This is a genomic window from Micromonospora sp. NPDC051924 (assembly GCF_055586005.1).
Map to the genome: position 1 here is coordinate 86,305 of NZ_JBVJJA010000015.1, position 18,345 is coordinate 104,649.

The following is an 18,345-nucleotide window of genomic DNA, read 5'->3' on the forward strand; positions in this document are numbered from 1 at the left end:
GCGTCGACCGCGGAGAAAACACCCGGTTTCGCCCCCGGCCGTCGTCGCAGCTCAGCGCGGTGCCGTCCGTCCCAGCCCGTGGCGGTCGGCTGCAACCGCGGTGACGCTGCGTGCCCGGCGGGTGTCAGGCCACCTCGCCGGCCGGGCGAGGAGCGCCCGCCACGGTCGGCTCGACGGCTGCCGGCGCGGTCGGCTGCGGCGGCACCGCGAAGAGCGGAATGAACAGCTGCGCGAGAGGTCCGATGGCCAGCGCGTACGCGACGGTGCCGACGCCGACCGTGCCGCCGAGCAGCCAGCCGAGGGCCAGCACCGTGACCTCGATGGCGGTCCGGACCAGGCGGATCGAGCGGCCGGGGCGGCGGGCGACGTACCCGGTCATCAGGCCGTCGCGCGGGCCGGGGCCGAGCGCCGCGCCCAGGTAGAGGCCGGTGGCGGCGCCGTTGGCGACGATCCCGACGACCAGCAGGCCGACCCGGACCGGCAGCCCGCCGCCGTCCGGCAGCAGGGCCAGGGTGGCGTCCACCACCAGGCCGATCACCACGACGTTGCTCACCGTGCCGAGGCCGGGCCGCTGGCGCAGCGGGATCCAGAGCAGCAGGACCAGGGCGCCCACGGCGATGGTGACGGTGCCGATGGTGAGCCCGGTCTGCCGGGCCACGCCCTGGTGGAAGACGTCCCACGGGTCGAGGCCGAGCCCGGACCGGACCATCAGCGCCATGCTGACGCCGTAGAGGGTGAGCCCGACGTAGAGCTGGATCAGCCGCCGGGCGGGCCGGTACCGGAGATTGCCAATCTGTGCCATGCATGCCACCCTAGGGGCCAATCTCGACGACGACAGAGCCAATTTGGGAGGGGTGGCCATGACGAGTCAGGTCCGTGGCGTCCAATTGGCCCGGCTGCTCGGTCAGTGGCACGCCCTCCCCGGCCGGCGGCGCAGCCCCGACTACGCCGCGCTCGCCGCCGCCGTCCGCGGCCTGCTCGCCGACGGGCGGCTCCCGCTCGGGGTGCGCCTGCCCGCCGAGCGGGAGCTGGCCGAGGCGCTGCGGATCAGCCGGACCACGGTCACCGCCGCCTACCGGGAGCTGCGCGAGACCGGTCACCTGGCCAGCCGGCGGGGCGCTGGCAGCTGGACCATGCTCCCGGGCACCCACCGGATGGCCAGCACCGGCCTCTGGACCCCGCTCGACGACCGGGACATGATCGACCTCGGGGTGGCCGCGCTCGCCGCGCCGCCGCAGCTGGTGCCGGCGGCCCGGGCGGCCGCCGAGGACCTGCCGCGCTACCTGGGCGGGGCCGGGTACCACCCGACCGGCATCATCGAGCTGCGCGAGGCGGTGGCCCGGTCGTACACCGCGCGCGGGCTCCCGACCAGCCCGGAACAGATCATGGTCACCAGCGGCACCCAGCACGCGCTGGACCTGGTGCTGCGGCTGGCCCTGTCGCCGGGCGGCGGAGTGCTGGTCGAGTCGCCCACGTACCCCAACGCGCTCGCCGCGCTGTCCGCCCGCCGGGCCCGGATCACCACCCACGGCCTCGCCGCCGACGGTGTGGGCTGGGACGCCGACCTGCTGCTGGGCAGCATCCGGCAGGGCCGGCCCAAGCTGGCGTACCTGATCCCGGAGTTCCAGAACCCCACCGGCCACCTGATGGCGGCCGAGCTGCGCGAGCGGCTGGTCGGCGCCGCCCACGCGGCCGGGACCGATCTGGTCATCGACGAGTCCTTCGTGGACCTGCCGCTGGACGGCACCGAGCTGCCCCCGCCGGTCGCGACCTTCGACCGGCACTCCCGGGTGATCAGCATCGGCGGGATGAGCAAGCCGTACTGGGGCGGCCTGCGGATCGGCTGGGTCCGCGCGTCCGCGCCGCAGGTGCAGCGGCTGGCTGCCGCTCGGGTGGGCGTCGACATGGCCAGCCCGGTGCTGGACCAGCTCGTCGCCGTGCACCTCCTCGCCGACGCGCCGGCCATCGTGGCCGCCCGCCGCGCGCAGCTCGCCACCCAGCGGGACGCCCTGGTCGGCGCGCTGGCCGAGCGGCTGCCGGACTGGCGGGTCACCGCGCCGCGTGGCGGCGTCACGCTCTGGGCGGAGCTGGACGGCCCGGTCTCCAGCGCGCTGGCCCGGGCCGCCGAGGAGGTCGGCGTACGCCTGGCGCCCGGTCCCCGGTTCGGCCTGGACGGCACCCTGGAGCGGTTCCTGCGGTTGCCCTTCACCCTGCCGGCCGCGGACCTGGTGGAGGCGGTCGGGCGGCTCGCCGCGGTCCGCTACGACCTGGACCGGGCCGGTCGCCAGCAGTGGCGGGAGCCGTCGGTCATCGCCTGACCGGCAGCGCTCGCCGCCCCGCCGCCCGGCACGTGGGCTGCGCCGATCCCGCTCGGGACCGGCCCTACGGCTGACAGACTGCCCGGGTGGGGAACGGTGCCGAGAGCCGCTGGGCGAACGTCGTCCGGCGCGGCGCGCCGGGCTCGCGGACCACCCGGCTGGAGCTCTTCTTCGACCTGGTGTTCGTGCTGGCGTTCCTCAGCGACACTAGCCTGACCGCCACCCACCCCAGTCCGCTCAACCTGTACCGCTGCCTGCTGGTGCTGGTGCTGCTGTGGTGGTGCTGGACCGGCTTCGCCGCGCTGGGCAACGTGGTCCGGGCCGACCAGGGGGTGCTGCCGCTGGTCGGCTTCGTCACGGTCGCCGCGACCTTCCTGCTGGTCCTGAGCATGCCCGGCGCGTTCGTCGACATCCCGGGCGGACTCCACGGGCCGGTCGTCTTCGCCACCTGCTACCTCGTGATCCGCGCCGCCCAGCTCGCAGTCCTCGGCTGGGTCGCCCGCGCCGACCCCGAGCGCCGCAGGAGACTGTTGCTGCTCGCGCCCCTGCCGGTGGTGGCCGCCGCGCTCCTGATCGCCGCCGGCACCGTGCCGCAGCGGCTGGCCGGCGGGTCGTCGGCGCTCGCGGTGCAACTCGCGCTCTGGACCCTGGCGCTGCTGATCGAATACGTGGGCGGGGTGCTCCTGGGCCGGCCGTGGTGGCTGGTGCTCTCCGCCGGGCACTGGTCGGAGCGGCACGCCCTCATGGTGCTGATCGCGCTCGGCGAGTCGATCATCGCGTTGGGGCTGGGGCCGAAGTTCATCAGCGGCCTGCCGCTGACCGGGCCGGTCGTGCTGGGCGCTGTGCTGGGCATCGCGATCGCGGCGGTGCTCTGGTGGGCGTACTTCGACACCCTGGCGTTCGCGCTCGAGCAGGCGCTGCACCAGGCGCGGGACCCGGACGCCCGGGTTCGGCTGGCCCGGGACGCGTACACCTTCCTCCACCTGCCGATGATCGCCGGGATCATCTTCTTCGCCCTCGCGCTCAAGGATCTGCTTGCCGAGGCGGCCCAGCCGGGCACCCCGTCGTGGGGCCCACCGCTGGGCGGTTTCTGGATCAGCGTGCTCTACGGCGGGGTCGCGCTCTACCTGCTCAGCCTCGCCGGCTGCGCGCTGTTGGCGCTGCGTACCGTGCGCTGGCCGGTGCTGGTGGGGGTGGTGGCGATCGTCGGGGTGGCGCCGCTGGCCGCCGTGCTTCCTGAGCTGGTCGCCCTCGCCCTGCTGGCGGTTCTCACCGTCGTCGCCATCGGGGTGGAGACGCTGAGCGAGGACGGTCGGCGGCGGCAGGTGCGGCAGCTCGCGCTGGAGGAGCAGCTCGCCGCCGAGGAGGAGCAGAGCCGCTGGCGCCAGCGTCACCTGTGAGGCACCGACGGCCGTGCCCCGGGACGGTGGGGCACGGCCGTCGGGCGGACCGCTACAGCTCGGCGAGGGTGCCCGCGTACATCTTCTCGATCTCGGTGGCGAAGTTGCTCTCCACACCCCGCCGCTTGATCTTCAGTGAGGGGGTGATCTCCCCGTCCTCGATGGTGAGGTCGCGGGGGAGGATGGCCACCTTCTTGATCGTCTCCCAGCGGTTGAGCTTGGCGTTGAGCTCCGCCACGTAGCCCTCCACCATCTCCCGCGCCTCCGCCGAGGTGACGATGTCGGCGTAGTCCCGGCCGTCCAGCGGGCCGCCGGCGACCCAACCCTTGATCGCGTCCGGGTCGAGGGTGACCAGCATGGTGCAGTAGTTGCGGGCCTGCCCGATCACCACCGCCTGCGAGGTGTACGGGCAGATGGCCTTGAACATGCCCTCGATGTGCGACGGCGCGATGTACTTGCCGCCCGAGGTCTTGACCAGGTCCTTCTTCCGGTCGGTGATGCGCAGGTAGCCGTCGTCGTCGAGGCTGCCGATGTCCCCGGTCCGGAAGAAGCCGTCCTCGGTGAACGCGGCGGCGGTCTCCTCGGGCAGGTTGTGGTAGCCGCGCATGACCGGGCGGCCGCGGACCAGGATCTCGCCGTCGCTGTCGATCCGGCACTCCAGGTCGCCCATCGCCCTGCCCACCGTGCCGATGCGCAGTCCGTCGGGCGGGTTGACGAAGTTGCCCGCGCTGGTCTCGGTGAGGCCGTACCCCTCGGAGATGGGCAGGTTCGCGGCGGCGAAGAAGGTGGCGATCTCCTTGCTCAGCGGGGCCGCACCGGAGACCAGCACCCGGATCCGGCCGCCGAGCCGGGCCTGGAGCTTGCTGAAGACCAGCTTCTCGGCCAGCGCGTACTTCAGCCGCAGCCCGGTCGGCACCGGCTTGCCGGCCTGTTCCAGGGCGACCTTCTCCTTGCCCACCGCGACCCCCCAGGCGAAGATCTTCGCCTTCGCGCCGCCGGCGCCCTGGGCCGTGGTGACCGCCTTGTTGTAGACCTTCTCGAAGACCCGGGGCGCGCCGCACATCAGCGTCGGCCGGACCACCCCGAGCAGGTCGACCAGCTTGTCCACCCGGCCGTCGACGTACGTGGGCAGCCCGACGTGGGTGGCGCCGCAGAGCAGCGTCTTGCCGAACGAGTGGGACAGCGGCAGCCAGAGGTACTGCAGGTCGTCGGCGTGCAGCAGGCCCAGCTCGGCCTGCGCCACCCCCTCCCAGCACCAGCCGCCGTGCAGCAGCTCGACGCCCTTGGGCCGCCCGGTGGTGCCCGAGGTGTAGATCAGGGTGGCCAGGTGGTCCGGGCCGATGCCGGCGACCAGCATGTCGATCAGGTCGGGCTCGTTCGCCAGCGCCCGGGTGCCACGCTCTTCCAGCTCGGCCAGGGTGAGCTGCGGGACGGCGGCGGCCGGGTCGGGCTCGCCGTCGAAGAGCACCACATGGGTCAGCGCCGGTAGCGTGGCACCGACGATCTTCGCCGCCTGGGTCGGGTTCTCGGCGAAGAGCACCTTCGACCCGGAGTCGGCGATGATGTACGTCGCGTCCTCCGGCTCGGTGGTCGGGTAGACGGTGGTGGTGGCCCCGCCGGCGCACATGATGGCGAAGTCCGCGATCACCCAGTCCAGCCGGGTGTTCGCCAGGATCGCGACGGGGTCCTCCAGGCCGACGCCGAGGCCGTGCAGCCCGGCCGCGACCGCCTTGGCGCGCTGTCCGACCTGCTCCCAGCTCAGCCAGACCGGTCCCGAGTCGTCCGGGGCGGGGTGGGCGAACGCGGGCCGGTCGGGGGTGTCCGCCACGCGCTTGAGGAACATGTCGGGGATGGAACGGTATGGTACATCGATAGCCATCGTTGCAGCCGCCTTCAACGGTGGGGGAACGTGACGGGGGTCACGGCATTTTGCGGTTACCGAAGAGTATTGCCTGTACCCGGGGAGCGGCTAGCCCTTCCCAGTGCCGGTCTCGCGCAGGTCAGGCGTATCTGGTTGCCTCGAGCGACCAGTCGTAGGTGGCCCGGATCCAGTTGCGCCGGGTGGTCAGGAAGGCCCGGACCCCCTCGTCGCCCGTCGCGGCGAACTCCGCCTCCCGCTCCGCGTACGCGGCCAGGCCGTCGTTGAACCGGGCGGCGGCCGCCCGCAGCGCGGCCTCCTCGTCCGGGCCGCCCTCGCCCATGATCGTGGCGACCAGGTTGTGCGCGTCCGGCGCGCCGTCCCGCTCCTTGCCGTAGGAGAAGAGGTCGTTGCACCAGCAGACCAGGTCGGCTGCGAGGGCGTCCAGCGCGGCCAGCGCCGGTTCCGCCCGCCGGCCCGCCCCCGGCAACCCGTCGTGCGCCAGGTCGGTCAGGGTGAAGCTGGGCCGGACCCCGCCGGTGTGCCGGCGCATCTGCACGTACTCGGCCACCCCGGGCACCCGGCCGTGCTCGCGGTTGGCCGCCTCCCAGAGCAGCGCCATCAGGTACTCCCGCAACTGGCTGACCAGGCGCAGCAGCAGGCTCGGCCGCTGCCGGGCGCGGACCCGCCGGCACAGGTCGTCCAGGGCGACGCCGAGCGGTCCGGCGTCGGCCGGCGCCGGGACGTCCGGGTCGCCGTGCCGGTCGAGCACGTCCAGCAGGCCCGCCACGGTGGGCGCGAGCCGGGTCGGGCTGGCGCCCAGCCCGTCCTCGTCGCAGGCGTCGTCCATCACGAACAGCCAGGAGATCAGGTCGGTGAGCAGGCGCAGCCGCTCCACCGGCGCGTCGGGGCAGGCCCGGGCGGCGAGTTCGGCCGGGTTGGCGCCGGTCAGCCGGCGCACTCCGGCCGAACTCTCGAGCAGGCCCAGCGCGCGTACCCATCCGGCGCTCTCGGTGGCGACCATGTCGACGGCGGTGTGCCGGCGTGCCGGGAAGGGGGGTTCGCGCAGTGCCGAGACGGCGAAGCTCCGCATCGTGCTCCCTTGTCCCGCCGCCCGGGGTGTGGCGGCGGGCAGGAGCGTACGGCACCAGCGATCGGCTGCCGTCGTTGGGTGAACGAGGTTTCACATCGACGGCGTGACCGATTCCGCACACCCGGTCAGAAGCCCAGGTCGGCCGCGCGGAGCCGCTCGGCCGGCGCGGCCGCCCCGTCCACCTGCACCCGGGCCACCCGCTGCCGGCCGGAGAGGAAGAGGATCAGCTCACCGGGCGGGCCGACCAGGCGCAGCCGCTCGCCGCCCCGCCCCACGGCGAGTTCACCGAACCCGGGGGCCTGCACCAGCAGGGCGGCCGGGAAGCGGCGCAGCGCCAGCCGGGCCAGCAGCGCGGTCCGCTTCCACAGCGCCGCCTGCAGTCCCGCCGGCAGGTCGCGCGGCAGCCACCCGGGCCGGGCGCGGCGTACGTCCTCGTGGTGGACGAAGAACTCCACCGTGTTGACCAGTTCGTCGGTGAGCGGGTTGCTCAGCGGGCTCCACACCGGCGGGCGGCGGACCCGGGCCACCAGCTCCGCGTACGGCCCGGCGGCCACCCGGCGGCGGACCGTCTCGGCGTAGCGGCGCAGCGGCGGCAGCAGGATGCCGCCCGCCGCGTCCGGCCGGCGCTCCCGGACCAGCAGGTGCGCCGCCAGGTCGCGGGTGGTCCACCCCTCGTTGACCGTCGGCGCGTCCGGTCCCAGTTCCAGCAGCAGATCGGCGAGCGCCTCGCGCTCCGATCGGGCGTACCGCGGCATCCCCCGATCGTAGGCGTGTCGCGGCTGTTCGGGGGGTTCGGCGCGGCGTGGTCGCGCGGCCCCGGCGCGGGTCCGGTTCGCCGCGCGGCGAACCGCCCAGGTCGGGCGGTCGGCGGGGAGACGTGACGGTGGACATATCCGGGCCGGGTCGGCAGAGCTGGCGTCGAGCGGTAAGGATGAGGGAGGAAATTGTGGCTTACGGCGGGGGAGTGCGTTGGCGAGCGGGACAAGTCGGGACGTCCTCGGCAGGGGACTGCGGGTGCTCGGCCGGGCCATCCGGGAACAGCCGAGGATCTTCGCGGTCGCGGTGGCCGGCAGCGTGCTGTTCGGCCTCATGGTCATCGCCAGCGCGTACGTCGTCGGCGGGGTGGTCGGCAAGGTGGTGGTTCCCGCCGTCGCCCGTGGCTCGGTGGCCGCCGGCGCGCTCGCGCTCGCCGCCGCCGCGCTGTTCGGGATCAGCGTGCTGCGGGTCATCGGCATCTTCGGCCGCCGGCTCGGCGCCGGCTACATGCAGTACCGGCTCCAGGCCGCCTACCGCCGCCGGGTCACCCGCCGCTACCTCGACCTGCCGTTGGCCTGGCACCACCGCAACGCCACCGGCACCCTGCTCTCCAACGCCAACTCGGACGTGGAGGCCGCCTGGTACCCGATCGCCCCGCTGCCGTTCGCGGTCGGCACCCTGGTGATGCTGGTCGGCGCGGTGGTCTCGCTCTTCCTCACCGACTGGGCGCTCGCCCTGGTCGGCCTGGCGGTCTTCCCGGCGCTCTTCGCGCTCAACGTGGTCTACTCCCGGCGGATGGCCCCCCGCCAGGCCCGCGCCCAGCGGCTGCGGGCCGAGGTCAGCGGCATCGCCCACGAGAGCTTCGACGGCGCGCTGGTGGTCAAGACGATGGGCCGCGAGGCGCAGGAGACCGTGCGCTTCGCCGCCCGCGCCGGCGAGCTGCGCGACGCGCTGATCGCCGTCGGCAAGCTGCGCGGCGTCTTCGACCCCATGCTGGAGACCCTGCCCAGTCTGGGCACCCTGGCCGTGCTGGTGGTCGGCGCGGTCCGGCTGCGCCAGGGCGCGATCGACGTGACCGAGCTGGTCAGCGTCGCCTTCCTCTTCACCGTGCTGGCCTTCCCGGTCCGGGCGATCGGCTGGGTGCTGGCCGAGCTGCCGCGCAGCGTCGCCGGCTGGGACCGGGTGCGCCGGGTCCTCGACGCCACCGGGGAGATGCCGTACGGGGAGACGACCCTCGAGCCGGCCACACCGATGCCGGCCACCCTCGCCTTCCACGACGTCCACTTCGGCTACGAGCCGGCCGAGGCGCACCTGCCCGGCACCGAGGTGCTCGGCGAGGTGACCTTCACGGTGCCGGCCGGGAAGACGGTCGCCCTGGTCGGGCCGACCGGGGCCGGCAAGTCCACCATCACCTCCCTGGCCGTACGCCTCGTCGACCCGCGGGCCGGCACGGTCACCCTGGACGGCGTCGACGTCCGGGAGCTGACCGCCGCCTCGCTCGCCTCGACCGTGGCGCTGGTCGCCCAGGTGCCGTTCGTCTTCGACGACACCGTCCGGGCCAACATCAGCCTGGACCGTCCCGGCATCGGCGACGAGGAGGTGTGGGCGGCGCTGCGGCTGGCCGAGGCGGACGGCTTCGTCGCCGCCCTCCCCGACGGGCTGGACACCATGGTCGGCGAGCGGGGCACCTCGCTCTCCGGCGGGCAGCGGCAGCGGCTCACCCTGGCCCGGGCGCTCGCCGGCCGGCCCCGGCTGCTGGTGCTCGACGACGCCACCAGCGCCGTCGACCCACGCGTCGAGGCCGCCATCCTGGCCGGGCTGCGCGCCCCGGCCGATGGCGGCGCGCCCGCGTCGATCCTGGTGGTCGCGTACCGGCGGGCCACCATCGCGCTCGCCGACGAGGTGATCTACGTCGAGCACGGGCAGGTGGTCGCCCGCGGCACCCACGCCGAGCTGCTCGCCACCGTGTCCGGCTACGCCGACCTGGTCACCGCGTACGAGCAGGCCGAGCAGGAACGCGAGCAGAACCACACGTACGACGAGGTCACCCCGCTGACCTCCGGCCTGGAAGTCGAGGTTGACCGGTGAGCACGACTGTGGAGGCCGCCCGGCCGGCCGAGGCGACCGAGTCGACCTGGCGGACGCTGCGGCGCGGGCTGGCGCTCTCCCCGGAGCTCAAGACCGGGCTGGCCGGCACGCTGGCGCTGGCGCTGGTCTACATGATCGGCCGGGTCGCCGTGCCGGTGGCCGTGCAGCGCGGCATCGACCACGGCATCGTCGGCGGCCTCGACCTGGACGTGGTCTCGCTGACCGTGGTGGTCACCGCCGCCGTGCTGGTGGTCACCACCACCTGCGGCTACCTGATGATGCGCCGGCTCTTCACGGTCAGCGAGACCGCTCTCGCCGGGGTGCGCACCCGGGCGTTCCGGCACGTGCACGACCTGTCGATGCTGCACCAGCAGTCCGAGCGGCGCGGCTCGCTGGTCTCCCGGGTCACCAGCGACGTCGACCAGATCACCCAGTTCCTCCAGTGGGGCGGCGTGATCCTCATCGTCAACCTCGGCCAGCTGGTGGTCACCACCGCGGTGATGCTCGCGTACTCCTGGCAGCTCACCCTGGTGGTGCTCGCCGCGTTCGCCCCGGCGGTGCTGGTCATCCGGCTGCTGCAGCGCCGCCTCGCTGGCGCGTACGGACTGGTCCGGCAGCGGATGGGCACCCTGCTCGGCACCATCGGTGAGAGCGTGGTGGGCGCGCCGGTGATCCGGGCGTACGGGATCGCCGGGCGGACCGCCCGGCGGCTGGACGCGGCGATCGAGGGGCAGCGGCAGGCCCAGCAGAAGGCCATCCGGATCAGCATCATCGGCAGTTCGGTGGGGGAGCTGGCCGCCGGCCTGGCCCTGGCCGGCGTGGTGGTGGTCGGGGTCAACCTCGGCGTGGACCGCACCCTCTCCATCGGCCAGCTCACCGCGTTCCTGTTCCTGGTGACGCTCTTCATCCAGCCGGTGCAGATCGCCACCGAGGTGCTGAACGAGGCGCAGAACGCGATCGCCGGCTGGCGCCGGGTGCTGGACGTGCTGGACGTCGCGCCGGACGTGGCCGACCCGGGGGAGCAGGGGCGGGAGCTGCCGCCCGGCCCGCTGGACATCCGGTTCGCCGGGGTGACCTTCGCCTACCCGGGCGGGCCGCCGGTGCTGCACGGGGTGACCCTGGAGATCCCGGCGAAGAGCCGGGTGGCGGTGGTCGGCGAGACCGGCAGCGGCAAGACCACCTTCGCCAAGCTGCTCACCCGGCTGATGGACCCGACCGAGGGCGAGGTGCTGCTCTCCGGGGTGTCCCTGCGCCAGGTGCGGTTCGACTCGCTGCGCTCGCGGGTGGTGATGGTGCCGCAGGACGGCTTCCTCTTCGACACCACCGTGGGGGAGAACGTGCGCTTCGCCCGGCCGGAGCTGACCGACGCGCAGCTCACCGCCGCCTTCACCGAGCTGGGCCTGGCCGACTGGCTGGACGGGCTGCCGGCCGGGCTGGACACCCCGGTCGGGGAGCGCGGCGAGGCGCTCAGCGTCGGCGAGCGGCAGCTCGTGGCGCTGGCCCGGGCGTACGTCGCCGACCCGGACCTGCTGGTGCTCGACGAGGCGACCAGCGCCGTCGACCCGGCCACCGAGGTACGCCTCCAGCGCACCCTGGACGCGGTGACCCGCGGCCGGACCACCCTCGCCATCGCCCACCGGCTCTCCACCGCCCAGGCGGCCGACGAGGTGATCGTGGTGGACCGGGGCCGGATCGTGCAGCGTGGCCCGCACGACGAGCTGCTCCGGGATCCGGACTCGGTCTACGCCCTGCTCTACGCCTCCTGGCTGGAGCAGACCCGCTAGCGCCTCCCACGGGCCGCCCGCCTGCCGCTGCCTCAGCCCAGGTCCAGCGGGCCGGTGAGGTAGCGCTGGAGGGTGGGGCCGATCGTGGCGGCCAGGGTGTCCGGGGGCGCGGAGGCGACCGGCTCGAGGCGGATCACGTACCGCATCATGGCCAGGCCGGCGATCTGGGTGGCCACCAGCGCGCCCCGCAGCGGCACCTCGGCCGGGTCGAGGTCGAGCTGGTCGACGACCCGGCGCAGGACCTGGGTGACCAGGAACTCACGCAGCAGGCGGGCGGTCCACTGGTTGCTCACCGCCGAGCGGAGCAGGGCCACCGCGGCGGTGCCGACCGGGGAGTCCCACACGGACAGGAAGGTGCGGACCAGCCGCTCCCCGACCTCGTCCCGACCCCCGGCCAGCACCCGCGGCACCAGTTCGCCCGGGTCGACGGGGATCGCCACGGTGGCCCGGAACAGCTCCTCCTTGGTGCCGAAGTAGTGGTGCACCAGCGCCGGGTCCACCCCGGCGGCGGTGGCGATCGCCCGGATCGAGGCGGCGTCGAAGCCGCGCTCGGCGAACGTCGTCCGCGCCGCGTCGAGGATCGCCTCGCGCGTGTCCGGGTTGCCGGGCCGCCGGCCGGTGCGCCGCGCCATCACCCGCTGCGCCGGCGCAGCGTCGCGGCGGCGAGCACCAGCGCCGCCACCGCCGCCCCGGCGACGATCGCCACGTCCCGCCACATCGTCCCGGTCGGGTCGGCGTGCGCGCCGACCTCCTGGAGCGCCTCGACGGCGTACGACAGGGGCAGTACGTCGCTGATCGCCTGGAGCCAGCCGGCCATCTCGCCCCGCGGCACGAACAGCCCGCAGAGCAGCAGCTGCGGCAGCACCACCACGGGCATGAACTGCACGGCCTGGAACTCGGTCCGGGCGAACGCGGAGCAGAACAGCCCGAGCGCCACCGCCAGCACCGCGTTCACCCCGGCGATCATGACGACCAGCCAGAGGCTGCCGGCGGTGTCCAGCCCGAACACCTGGTACGCCACCAGCGACGCGATGGTGGACTGGAGCATGCCGGCCAGGCCGAAGGCGATGCCGTAGCCGAAGAGCAGGTCGAGCTTGCCCAGCGGGGTGGTGAGCAGCCGTTCCAGGGTGCCGGTGGTGCGCTCGCGCAGCATGGCGATGCTGGTCACCAGGAACATGATGATGAACGGGAAGAAGCCCAGCATGATCAGGGCCACCTGGTCGAAGACGGTCGGCTGGCCCGGCGGGGTGGGCTGGTCGACGTACATGAAGTAGACCAGGGTGAGCAGCACGGTGGGGACCACGACGAGCAGCGCCACGGTCCGCTTGTCGTGCCGGAGCTGGCGCAGGATCCGCCCGGTGGTGGCGGCCAGGATGCGGGGGTTCACGACCGGTCCTCCTGCTCGCTCGCCCTGATCAGCCGGAGGAAGGCCTCCTCCAGGTCGTCGACGCCGGTGGTGGCGCGGACCGCGTCGGGGGTGTCGTCGGCGATCAGCCGGCCGTTCCGGATCAGCAGCAGCCGGTCGCAGCGGGCCGCCTCGTCCATCACGTGGCTGGACACCAGCAGCGTGGTGCCGGCGTCGGCCATGGCGTGGAACCGGGCCCACAGGTCGGCGCGGAGCACCGGGTCCTGGCCGACGGTGGGTTCGTCGAGGATGACCAGCTCGGGGTCGCCGACGAGGGCGCAGGCCAGCGAGGCCCGGCTGCGCTGCCCGCCGGAGAGGGTGCCGACCAGCTGGTCGGCGGCCTTGGCCAGGCCGACGTCGGCCACCGCGCGGTCCGCGTCGGCCCGGCCGCGCCCCTGGAGCACCGCGAAGTAGCGCGCGTTCTCCCGCACGGTCAGGTCGGCGTAGACGCTGGGCGCCTGGGTGAGGTAGCCCACCCGGTGACGCAGCTCGGTGGCGCCGGCCGGCCGGCCGAGCACGGTGACCGTGCCCGAGGAGACCGTCTGCACCCCGACGACGGCCCGCATCAGCGTGGTCTTTCCGCTGCCGCTGGGCCCGAGCAGCCCGGTGACCGTACCGCGGGGCACGGCGCAGGAGATGCCCTGGAGCACCCGCTGCCGGCCCCGGTCGACCACCAGGTCACGGACCGACACCGCGTCGTCCATGCCCGCCTCCCGAAAACTCATCAACTGTTGAACTCAACGCTAGTTGAGTTACCGCCCGCCGCGCAACGGGTTGACTTCGAGTGCGCTCGAACTGGAAGCCTTGGGGGCGTGGACATCAGCACGCGGGAGATGAGCCTCACCGTCGGTGAGGCGGCGGAACGGGTCGGCCTCACCACCTACACGCTGCGCTGGTATGAGCAGGAGGGCCTGGTCGCCCCGGTCGGGCGGGACTCCTCGGGTCGCCGGCGCTACACCGAGTCCGACGTCAACTGGCTGTTCCTGCTCACCCGGCTGCGCCGCACCGGCATGCCGGTGCGGGACATGCGCCGCTACGCCGAACTGGCCCGGCAGGGCGACCGGACGCTCGGCGCGCGGCGGGCGCTCTTCGAGGCGCACCGCGCCCGGGTGCTGGCCCGGATGGCCGAGCTGGAGGAGGACCTCAAGGTGCTCGACCACAAGATCGACGCATACCGCAGGGCGGAGGAGGAGCTTCAATGATCAAGCGACGCGTGGGCGCGACCGGCCCGGAGGTCTCGGCGATCGGCCTGGGCTGCATGGGCATGAGCTTCGCGTACGGCGGCGCCGACGACGCCGAGTCGACGCGGACCCTGCACCGGGCCCTCGACCTCGGGGTCAACCATCTCGACACCGCCGACATGTACGGCTTCGGCGCGAACGAGCGGCTGCTCGCCCCCGTGGTGCGGGCCCGGCGGGACGAGGTCTTCCTCGCCACCAAGTTCGGCAACCGCACGCGGGGCGACAGCTTCGGCGGCACGGGCACCCCGGGCGCGTACGTGGACAGCAGCGCGGCCTGGGCCCGCGAGGCCTGCGACGCCTCGCTGGGCCGGCTCGGGGTGGAGACCATCGACCTGTACTACCTGCACCGGCGCAACCCGGAGACGCCGATCGAGGAGACCGTCGGCGCCCTGGCCGACCTGGTCAAGGCCGGCAAGGTACGCCTGCTCGGGCTCTCCGAGGTCAGCCCCGAGACCCTGCGCGCGGCGCACGCGGTGCACCCGATCTCGGCCGTGCAGATGGAATACTCCCTGTTCAGCCGGGACGTCGAGGGCGAGATGCTGGCCACCTGCCGGGAGCTGGGGGTGTCGCTGGTGGCGTACTCGCCGATCGGGCGGGGGTTGCTCACCGGCGCGATCACCAGCCGGGAGCAGCTCGCCGACGACGACTGGCGGCGCAACGTGCCGCGCTTCGCCGACGGCAACTTCGACGCCAACCTCAAGCTGGTCGAGGCGGTCCGGGAGGTGGCCGCGGAGATCGGCTGCACCCCGGCCCAGGCGGCGCTGGCCTGGGTGCTCGCCCAGGGTGAGGACGTGCTGGCCATCCCCGGCACGAAGCGGGTCCGCTACCTGGCGGAGAACCTGGCGGCGGCCGACGTCCGGCTGGCCCCCGAGCAGCAGCGCCGGCTGCGCGAGGCGGTGCCGGCCGGGGCGGTGGCCGGGGAAAGGTATACCGAGGCAGGAATGCGTACCGTCGGGCACTAGACGGACATGGGGTCCGGCAACGGTCAGGGTGGACGGCCGCCTGGACCGCTACCTGGGGCGACTGGGCCGGGCCCTGGACCGTCCGGCGCCCGCCTCCCGGGACGCGGCGGCGGTGCCGGTCCCGCGTGCGGGAGAATGGTCAACCGTGCCCGCCTCTGACGCGCCGGTGACCGGCGCCTCCACCAGCCCCGGCGGCGCCGCGGCCCCCGGCCCGGCCCGCTCCTCCCGCCTCGACCCCGAGATCGCGGCCCGGCTGCGCCGTACCCCCGACGGTCTGGTCGCCGCGGTGGTCCGCCAGCACGACTCGGGCGAGGTGCTGATGGTCGCCTGGATGAACGACGAGGCGCTGCACCGCACGCTGACCACCGGCCGGGCCACCTACTGGTCGCGCAGCCGGCAGGAATACTGGGTCAAGGGCGCCACCTCCGGCCACCACCAGCACGTCCGCTCGGTCGCGCTCGACTGCGACGGCGACGCGCTGCTGGTCAGCGTCGACCAGGTCGGCGCGGCCTGCCACACGGGGCACCGCACCTGCTTCTTCACCGAGCTGCCGGTCAGCTCCCCGGAGGCCACCTCATGACGGACGGCACGGTCAGCCCGGACCAGGGCACCTTCGCCGACCTGGCGGCCCGCTGGCGGGTCGTGCCGGTCACCCGCCGGCTGCTCGCCGACGCGGAGACCCCGGTCGGCGTCTACCGCAAGCTCGCCGGCGGCCCCGGCACCTTCCTGCTGGAATCCGCCGAGCAGGGCGTCGGCTCGGCCGGGATGGCCTGGTCCCGCTACTCGTTCATCGGCGTCCGCAGCGCCGCCACGCTCACCGAGCGGGACGGCACGGCGGTCTGGGCCGGCGCGCCGCCGGCCGGCGTACCGGCCTCCGGCGACCCGGTGGCGGTGCTGCGGGAGACCGTCGCCGCGCTGGCCGGCCCGGCCTGGGACCCGGCCAGCGGGATGCCACCGCTCACCGGAGGCATGGTCGGCTACCTGGGATACGACCTGGTCCGCCGCTTCGAGCGGCTGCCCGAGCTGACCGAGGACGAGCTGGACGTGCCCGAGCTGGGCATGATGCTCGCCACCGACCTGGTGGTGCTCGACCATTACGACGGCTCGGCGATCCTGGTCGCCAACGCGGTCCTGCCTCCGCTCGACGCGCCCGACCGGGCCGCGCTCGTCGCGGCGGCGTACCACCACGCGGTGGGGCGGCTGGACGCGATGACCACCGCCCTGTCCCGACCGATTCCGCCCATGATCTCGACGGTCGCCCGGCCCCCCGTCGGCGACGTGGTCAGCCGGACGCCGGACGGCGGCTACCCGAAGGCGGTGGAGGCGGCCAAGGAGGCGATCCGGGCCGGCGAGTGCTTCCAGATCGTGCTCAGCCAGCGCTTCGAGCGGGCCACCCACGCCGACCCGCTCGACGTCTACCGGGTGCTGCGCACCACCAACCCCAGCCCGTACATGTACCTGCTGCGGTTCGACGGGTTCGACATCGTCGGCTCGTCGCCCGAGGCGCACCTCAAGGTGAGCACCGGCGCGGACGGACGGCGGCGGGCGCTGCTGCACCCGATCGCCGGCACCCGGCCGCGCGGCGGCTCCCCGGAGGCCGACGCCCGGCTCGCCGCCGAGCTGCTCGCCGACCCGAAGGAGCGCTCCGAGCACGTGATGCTGGTCGACCTGGGCCGCAACGACCTGGGCCGGGTCTGCCGGCCGGGCACGGTCGAGGTGCCGGAGTTCGCCACCATCGAGCGGTACAGCCACGTCATGCACATCGTCTCCACGGTGGTCGGGGAGCTGCGCGAGGACCGCAGCGCCTTCGACGCGCTGGCCGCGACCTTCCCCGCCGGCACCCTCTCCGGGGCGCCCAAGGTGCGGGCCATGGAGATCATCGAGGAGCTGGAGCCGGCCCGGCGCGGCCTCTACGGCGGCACCGTCGGCTACTTCGGCTTCGGCGGTGACCTGGACATGGCGATCGCCATCCGGACCGCGCTGATCCGCGACGGCCGGGCCTACGTCCAGGCCGGGGCGGGGGTGGTGGCCGATTCCGATCCTGCCGCCGAGGACCAGGAGACCCGGAACAAGGCCGCCGCCGTGCTCGCCGCCATCGCGGCCGCCGAGACCCTGAGGCCGGCCCGATGAGCGCGGACCAGGGCGGTCGTGACGGGCTGGCACCGCAGGCGACCGGCGGGACCTCGGACGCCGGCGGGTCGCCCACCGCGCGGGGCCGGCGCGAGCTGACGTACGCGGTGCTGCTCTGCCTGGCCGGCGCGGGCCTGGCCTTCTGGGCGGTGACCCGGACCTGGTCGGTCGAGCTGACCGCGCGGGGATCGCTGCCGCCGACCCGGCACTCCCGCACCGGTGCCGACCTGCTCCCGTGGGTCTCCGCGCTGGCACTGGTCGGGCTGGCCGGCGGGGGCGCGGTGCTGGCCACCCGGGGTCGGGTCCGGCGGCTGCTCGGCGGCCTGCTGACCCTGGCCGGCCTGGCCGTGGCGGCCGGCGGCGGCTACGGCCTGACCGAGGCCGGGGTGAGCCGGCAGTGGCCAGCGCTGGTGCTGGTCGGCGGGCTGGTCGCGGCGGCCGGCGGGGCGTTCACCGCGCAGCGCGGCGGCGGCTGGCCGGCGATGGGCGCCCGGTACGAGCGGGCGACCCGCCCGACGCCGGCCGGTCCGGCCCGGCCGGCGGTCGAGCGGGGCACCCGGGACGCCTGGGAGGCGCTCGACCGGGGTGAGGACCCGACGGTCAGCTGACCGGCTGCGCGGCCCGCGTGTCGCGGCGCTCCCGGACCGCGGTCCCGGCCGCGGCGCGGGCGGCGGCGAGCTCGGCCACCAGGCGGTCCAGCTCGCGGCGCTGCGCGGCGCGGGCCCGGTCGGCGCAGACCGCCTCCCAGGCGTTGCCCCGGGCGGTCGGCATCCGGCCGTCTCCGGCCATGGCGCGTTCGAGGGTGTGCACCACGCCGACGGCGAGCGACGCGACGGTACGGGAGATGGTGGTCAGTCCGATGGTCTGGTGCGGCCCGTTGGTGCTCATGGTCACCCCGTACGAGATCGTTGGCGACGGTTGGCAGGCGCCTCGTCGAGTCTGCCCGAGGAAGATGCTGGCCGACTCGCGTTTCGCCGCCGTGACGTACGGGTCAACTGTGCGGCAGCGGGCCCGACCTGGGCAGGGCCGTTCGTCCTTGAGCTTGGTCACACATCGAGGGACACCGGCGTCCTGCGCGCCCGGGGCGGCCGTGCTGAGATAGGGCATGGGCGGCTGTCGATGGGTACCGTGGCGCTGCGTGACACCGCGTTCACCGGAGGTCCGTCATGATGCCACAGCCCATTTCGTGAGGAGCGCCATACCCCCGGGACTTGTCGCCAGGTGGCGCCACCTAGCATCGGCCCATGACACCCGGAGAGGGGAGTCCGTTGGTGACTGCTGAGCATGCGCACGCGGAGGGGGACGACGCC

17 protein-coding genes are annotated in these 18,345 nt (G+C 74.2%); 9 read left to right on the plus strand and 8 right to left on the minus strand.

Features of this window, described 5'->3' with window-relative positions:
• Positions 1–124 precede the first annotated feature (124 nt).
• The gene (yczE, locus tag ACZ6S5_RS14620) at positions 125–802 is read right to left on the minus strand and encodes a membrane protein YczE (protein WP_466000619.1); all 678 of its coding nucleotides are present in this window, start codon (positions 800–802) and stop codon (positions 125–127) included.
• A 58-nt stretch (positions 803–860) separates the two neighbouring features.
• Here yczE and yczR point away from each other — a divergent pair, with 58 nt between their 5' ends.
• Both yczR and ACZ6S5_RS14630 read left to right on the plus strand, forming a co-directional pair.
• Complete coding sequence (gene yczR, locus ACZ6S5_RS14625; RefSeq protein ID WP_466000620.1) at positions 861–2,318, plus strand: MocR-like transcription factor YczR; 1,458 nt, start codon at positions 861–863, stop codon at positions 2,316–2,318.
• Between the two features lie 86 nt (positions 2,319–2,404).
• A complete protein-coding gene (locus tag ACZ6S5_RS14630) occupies positions 2,405–3,718 on the plus strand; it encodes a low temperature requirement protein A (protein WP_466000621.1) in 1,314 nt (437 codons plus the stop codon).
• A gap of 52 nt (positions 3,719–3,770) precedes the next feature.
• Here ACZ6S5_RS14630 and ACZ6S5_RS14635 read toward each other — a convergent pair whose 3' ends face one another.
• From ACZ6S5_RS14635 to ACZ6S5_RS14645, 3 genes are all read right to left on the minus strand, one after another.
• Positions 3,771–5,597, minus strand: coding sequence for an AMP-dependent synthetase/ligase (locus ACZ6S5_RS14635; protein WP_466000622.1), 1,827 nt, complete (start codon positions 5,595–5,597; stop codon positions 3,771–3,773).
• 121 nt (positions 5,598–5,718) lie between these two features.
• Positions 5,719–6,669 carry a terpene synthase family protein gene (locus tag ACZ6S5_RS14640; RefSeq protein WP_466000623.1) on the minus strand — a complete coding sequence of 317 codons (951 nt, stop codon included), beginning with the start codon at positions 6,667–6,669 and terminating at the stop codon, positions 5,719–5,721.
• Positions 6,670–6,794: 125 nt separating this feature from the next.
• Entirely contained in the window at positions 6,795–7,424 is a 630-nt protein-coding gene (locus ACZ6S5_RS14645) for a TIGR03085 family metal-binding protein (RefSeq protein ID WP_466000624.1), read from the minus strand.
• A 214-nt stretch (positions 7,425–7,638) separates the two neighbouring features.
• On the opposite strand from ACZ6S5_RS14645, the gene ACZ6S5_RS14650 reads away from it, so the two are divergent.
• Positions 7,639–9,513: an ABC transporter ATP-binding protein gene (locus ACZ6S5_RS14650; protein ID WP_466000625.1), complete on the plus strand. Its 1,875-nt coding sequence runs from the start codon at positions 7,639–7,641 to the stop codon at positions 9,511–9,513.
• The gene (locus ACZ6S5_RS14655; protein WP_466000626.1) at positions 9,510–11,297 is read left to right on the plus strand and encodes an ABC transporter ATP-binding protein; all 1,788 of its coding nucleotides are present in this window, start codon (positions 9,510–9,512) and stop codon (positions 11,295–11,297) included. Before ACZ6S5_RS14650 ends, ACZ6S5_RS14655 begins: the two co-directional genes overlap by 4 nt.
• 32 nt (positions 11,298–11,329) lie before the next feature.
• On the opposite strand, the gene ACZ6S5_RS14660 is transcribed toward ACZ6S5_RS14655, so the two are convergent.
• The 3 genes from ACZ6S5_RS14660 to ACZ6S5_RS14670 are packed head-to-tail and all read right to left on the minus strand — an operon-like array spanning position 11,330 to position 13,406.
• A complete protein-coding gene (locus ACZ6S5_RS14660; protein WP_466000627.1) occupies positions 11,330–11,929 on the minus strand; it encodes a TetR/AcrR family transcriptional regulator in 600 nt (199 codons plus the stop codon).
• Positions 11,929–12,684 carry an ABC transporter permease gene (locus ACZ6S5_RS14665; protein WP_466000628.1) on the minus strand — a complete coding sequence of 252 codons (756 nt, stop codon included), beginning with the start codon at positions 12,682–12,684 and terminating at the stop codon, positions 11,929–11,931. The genes ACZ6S5_RS14660 and ACZ6S5_RS14665 overlap by 1 nt, the downstream gene beginning before the upstream one ends.
• Positions 12,681–13,406 (minus strand): ABC transporter ATP-binding protein, encoded by a 726-nt coding sequence (locus ACZ6S5_RS14670; RefSeq protein WP_466000629.1) that lies wholly within the window; start codon positions 13,404–13,406, stop codon positions 12,681–12,683. The genes ACZ6S5_RS14665 and ACZ6S5_RS14670 overlap by 4 nt, the downstream gene beginning before the upstream one ends.
• A gap of 108 nt (positions 13,407–13,514) precedes the next feature.
• Here ACZ6S5_RS14670 and ACZ6S5_RS14675 point away from each other — a divergent pair, with 108 nt between their 5' ends.
• The 5 genes from ACZ6S5_RS14675 (at position 13,515) to ACZ6S5_RS14695 (ending at position 17,643) form a co-directional block, all read left to right on the plus strand.
• A complete protein-coding gene (locus ACZ6S5_RS14675; RefSeq protein WP_466000630.1) occupies positions 13,515–13,904 on the plus strand; it encodes a MerR family transcriptional regulator in 390 nt (129 codons plus the stop codon).
• Positions 13,901–14,905: an aldo/keto reductase gene (locus ACZ6S5_RS14680; protein WP_466000631.1), complete on the plus strand. Its 1,005-nt coding sequence runs from the start codon at positions 13,901–13,903 to the stop codon at positions 14,903–14,905. Before ACZ6S5_RS14675 ends, ACZ6S5_RS14680 begins: the two co-directional genes overlap by 4 nt.
• A 145-nt stretch (positions 14,906–15,050) precedes the next feature.
• Positions 15,051–15,485: a phosphoribosyl-AMP cyclohydrolase gene (gene hisI / locus ACZ6S5_RS14685; protein ID WP_466000632.1), complete on the plus strand. Its 435-nt coding sequence runs from the start codon at positions 15,051–15,053 to the stop codon at positions 15,483–15,485.
• Positions 15,482–17,035 carry an anthranilate synthase component I gene (locus ACZ6S5_RS14690; protein WP_466000633.1) on the plus strand — a complete coding sequence of 518 codons (1,554 nt, stop codon included), beginning with the start codon at positions 15,482–15,484 and terminating at the stop codon, positions 17,033–17,035. Before hisI ends, ACZ6S5_RS14690 begins: the two co-directional genes overlap by 4 nt.
• Complete coding sequence (locus ACZ6S5_RS14695) at positions 17,032–17,643, plus strand: Trp biosynthesis-associated membrane protein (protein WP_466000634.1); 612 nt, start codon at positions 17,032–17,034, stop codon at positions 17,641–17,643. The genes ACZ6S5_RS14690 and ACZ6S5_RS14695 overlap by 4 nt, the downstream gene beginning before the upstream one ends.
• On the opposite strand, the gene ACZ6S5_RS14700 is transcribed toward ACZ6S5_RS14695, so the two are convergent.
• Complete coding sequence (locus ACZ6S5_RS14700; RefSeq protein WP_466000635.1) at positions 17,636–17,923, minus strand: hypothetical protein; 288 nt, start codon at positions 17,921–17,923, stop codon at positions 17,636–17,638. The genes ACZ6S5_RS14695 and ACZ6S5_RS14700 overlap by 8 nt on opposite strands.
• Between the last annotated feature and the right edge of the window lie 422 nt (positions 17,924–18,345).

Bases quoted from the DNA above. Each gene is read 5' to 3' on its own strand.
- ACZ6S5_RS14680 (WP_466000631.1), top strand. From the start codon at position 13,901: ATGATCAAGCGACGCGTGGGCGCGACCGGCCCGGAGGTCTCGGCGATC.
- ACZ6S5_RS14635 (WP_466000622.1), bottom strand. From the start codon at position 5,597: ATGGCTATCGATGTACCATACCGTTCCATCCCCGACATGTTCCTCAAG.
- ACZ6S5_RS14690 (WP_466000633.1), top strand. From the start codon at position 15,482: ATGACGGACGGCACGGTCAGCCCGGACCAGGGCACCTTCGCCGACCTG.
- ACZ6S5_RS14640 (WP_466000623.1), bottom strand. From the start codon at position 6,669: ATGCGGAGCTTCGCCGTCTCGGCACTGCGCGAACCCCCCTTCCCGGCA.
- yczE (WP_466000619.1), bottom strand. From the start codon at position 802: ATGGCACAGATTGGCAATCTCCGGTACCGGCCCGCCCGGCGGCTGATC.
- ACZ6S5_RS14700 (WP_466000635.1), bottom strand. From the start codon at position 17,923: ATGAGCACCAACGGGCCGCACCAGACCATCGGACTGACCACCATCTCC.
- ACZ6S5_RS14660 (WP_466000627.1), bottom strand. From the start codon at position 11,929: ATGGCGCGGCGCACCGGCCGGCGGCCCGGCAACCCGGACACGCGCGAG.
- ACZ6S5_RS14695 (WP_466000634.1), top strand. From the start codon at position 17,032: ATGAGCGCGGACCAGGGCGGTCGTGACGGGCTGGCACCGCAGGCGACC.
- ACZ6S5_RS14670 (WP_466000629.1), bottom strand. From the start codon at position 13,406: ATGGACGACGCGGTGTCGGTCCGTGACCTGGTGGTCGACCGGGGCCGG.
- yczR (WP_466000620.1), top strand. From the start codon at position 861: ATGACGAGTCAGGTCCGTGGCGTCCAATTGGCCCGGCTGCTCGGTCAG.
- ACZ6S5_RS14645 (WP_466000624.1), bottom strand. From the start codon at position 7,424: ATGCCGCGGTACGCCCGATCGGAGCGCGAGGCGCTCGCCGATCTGCTG.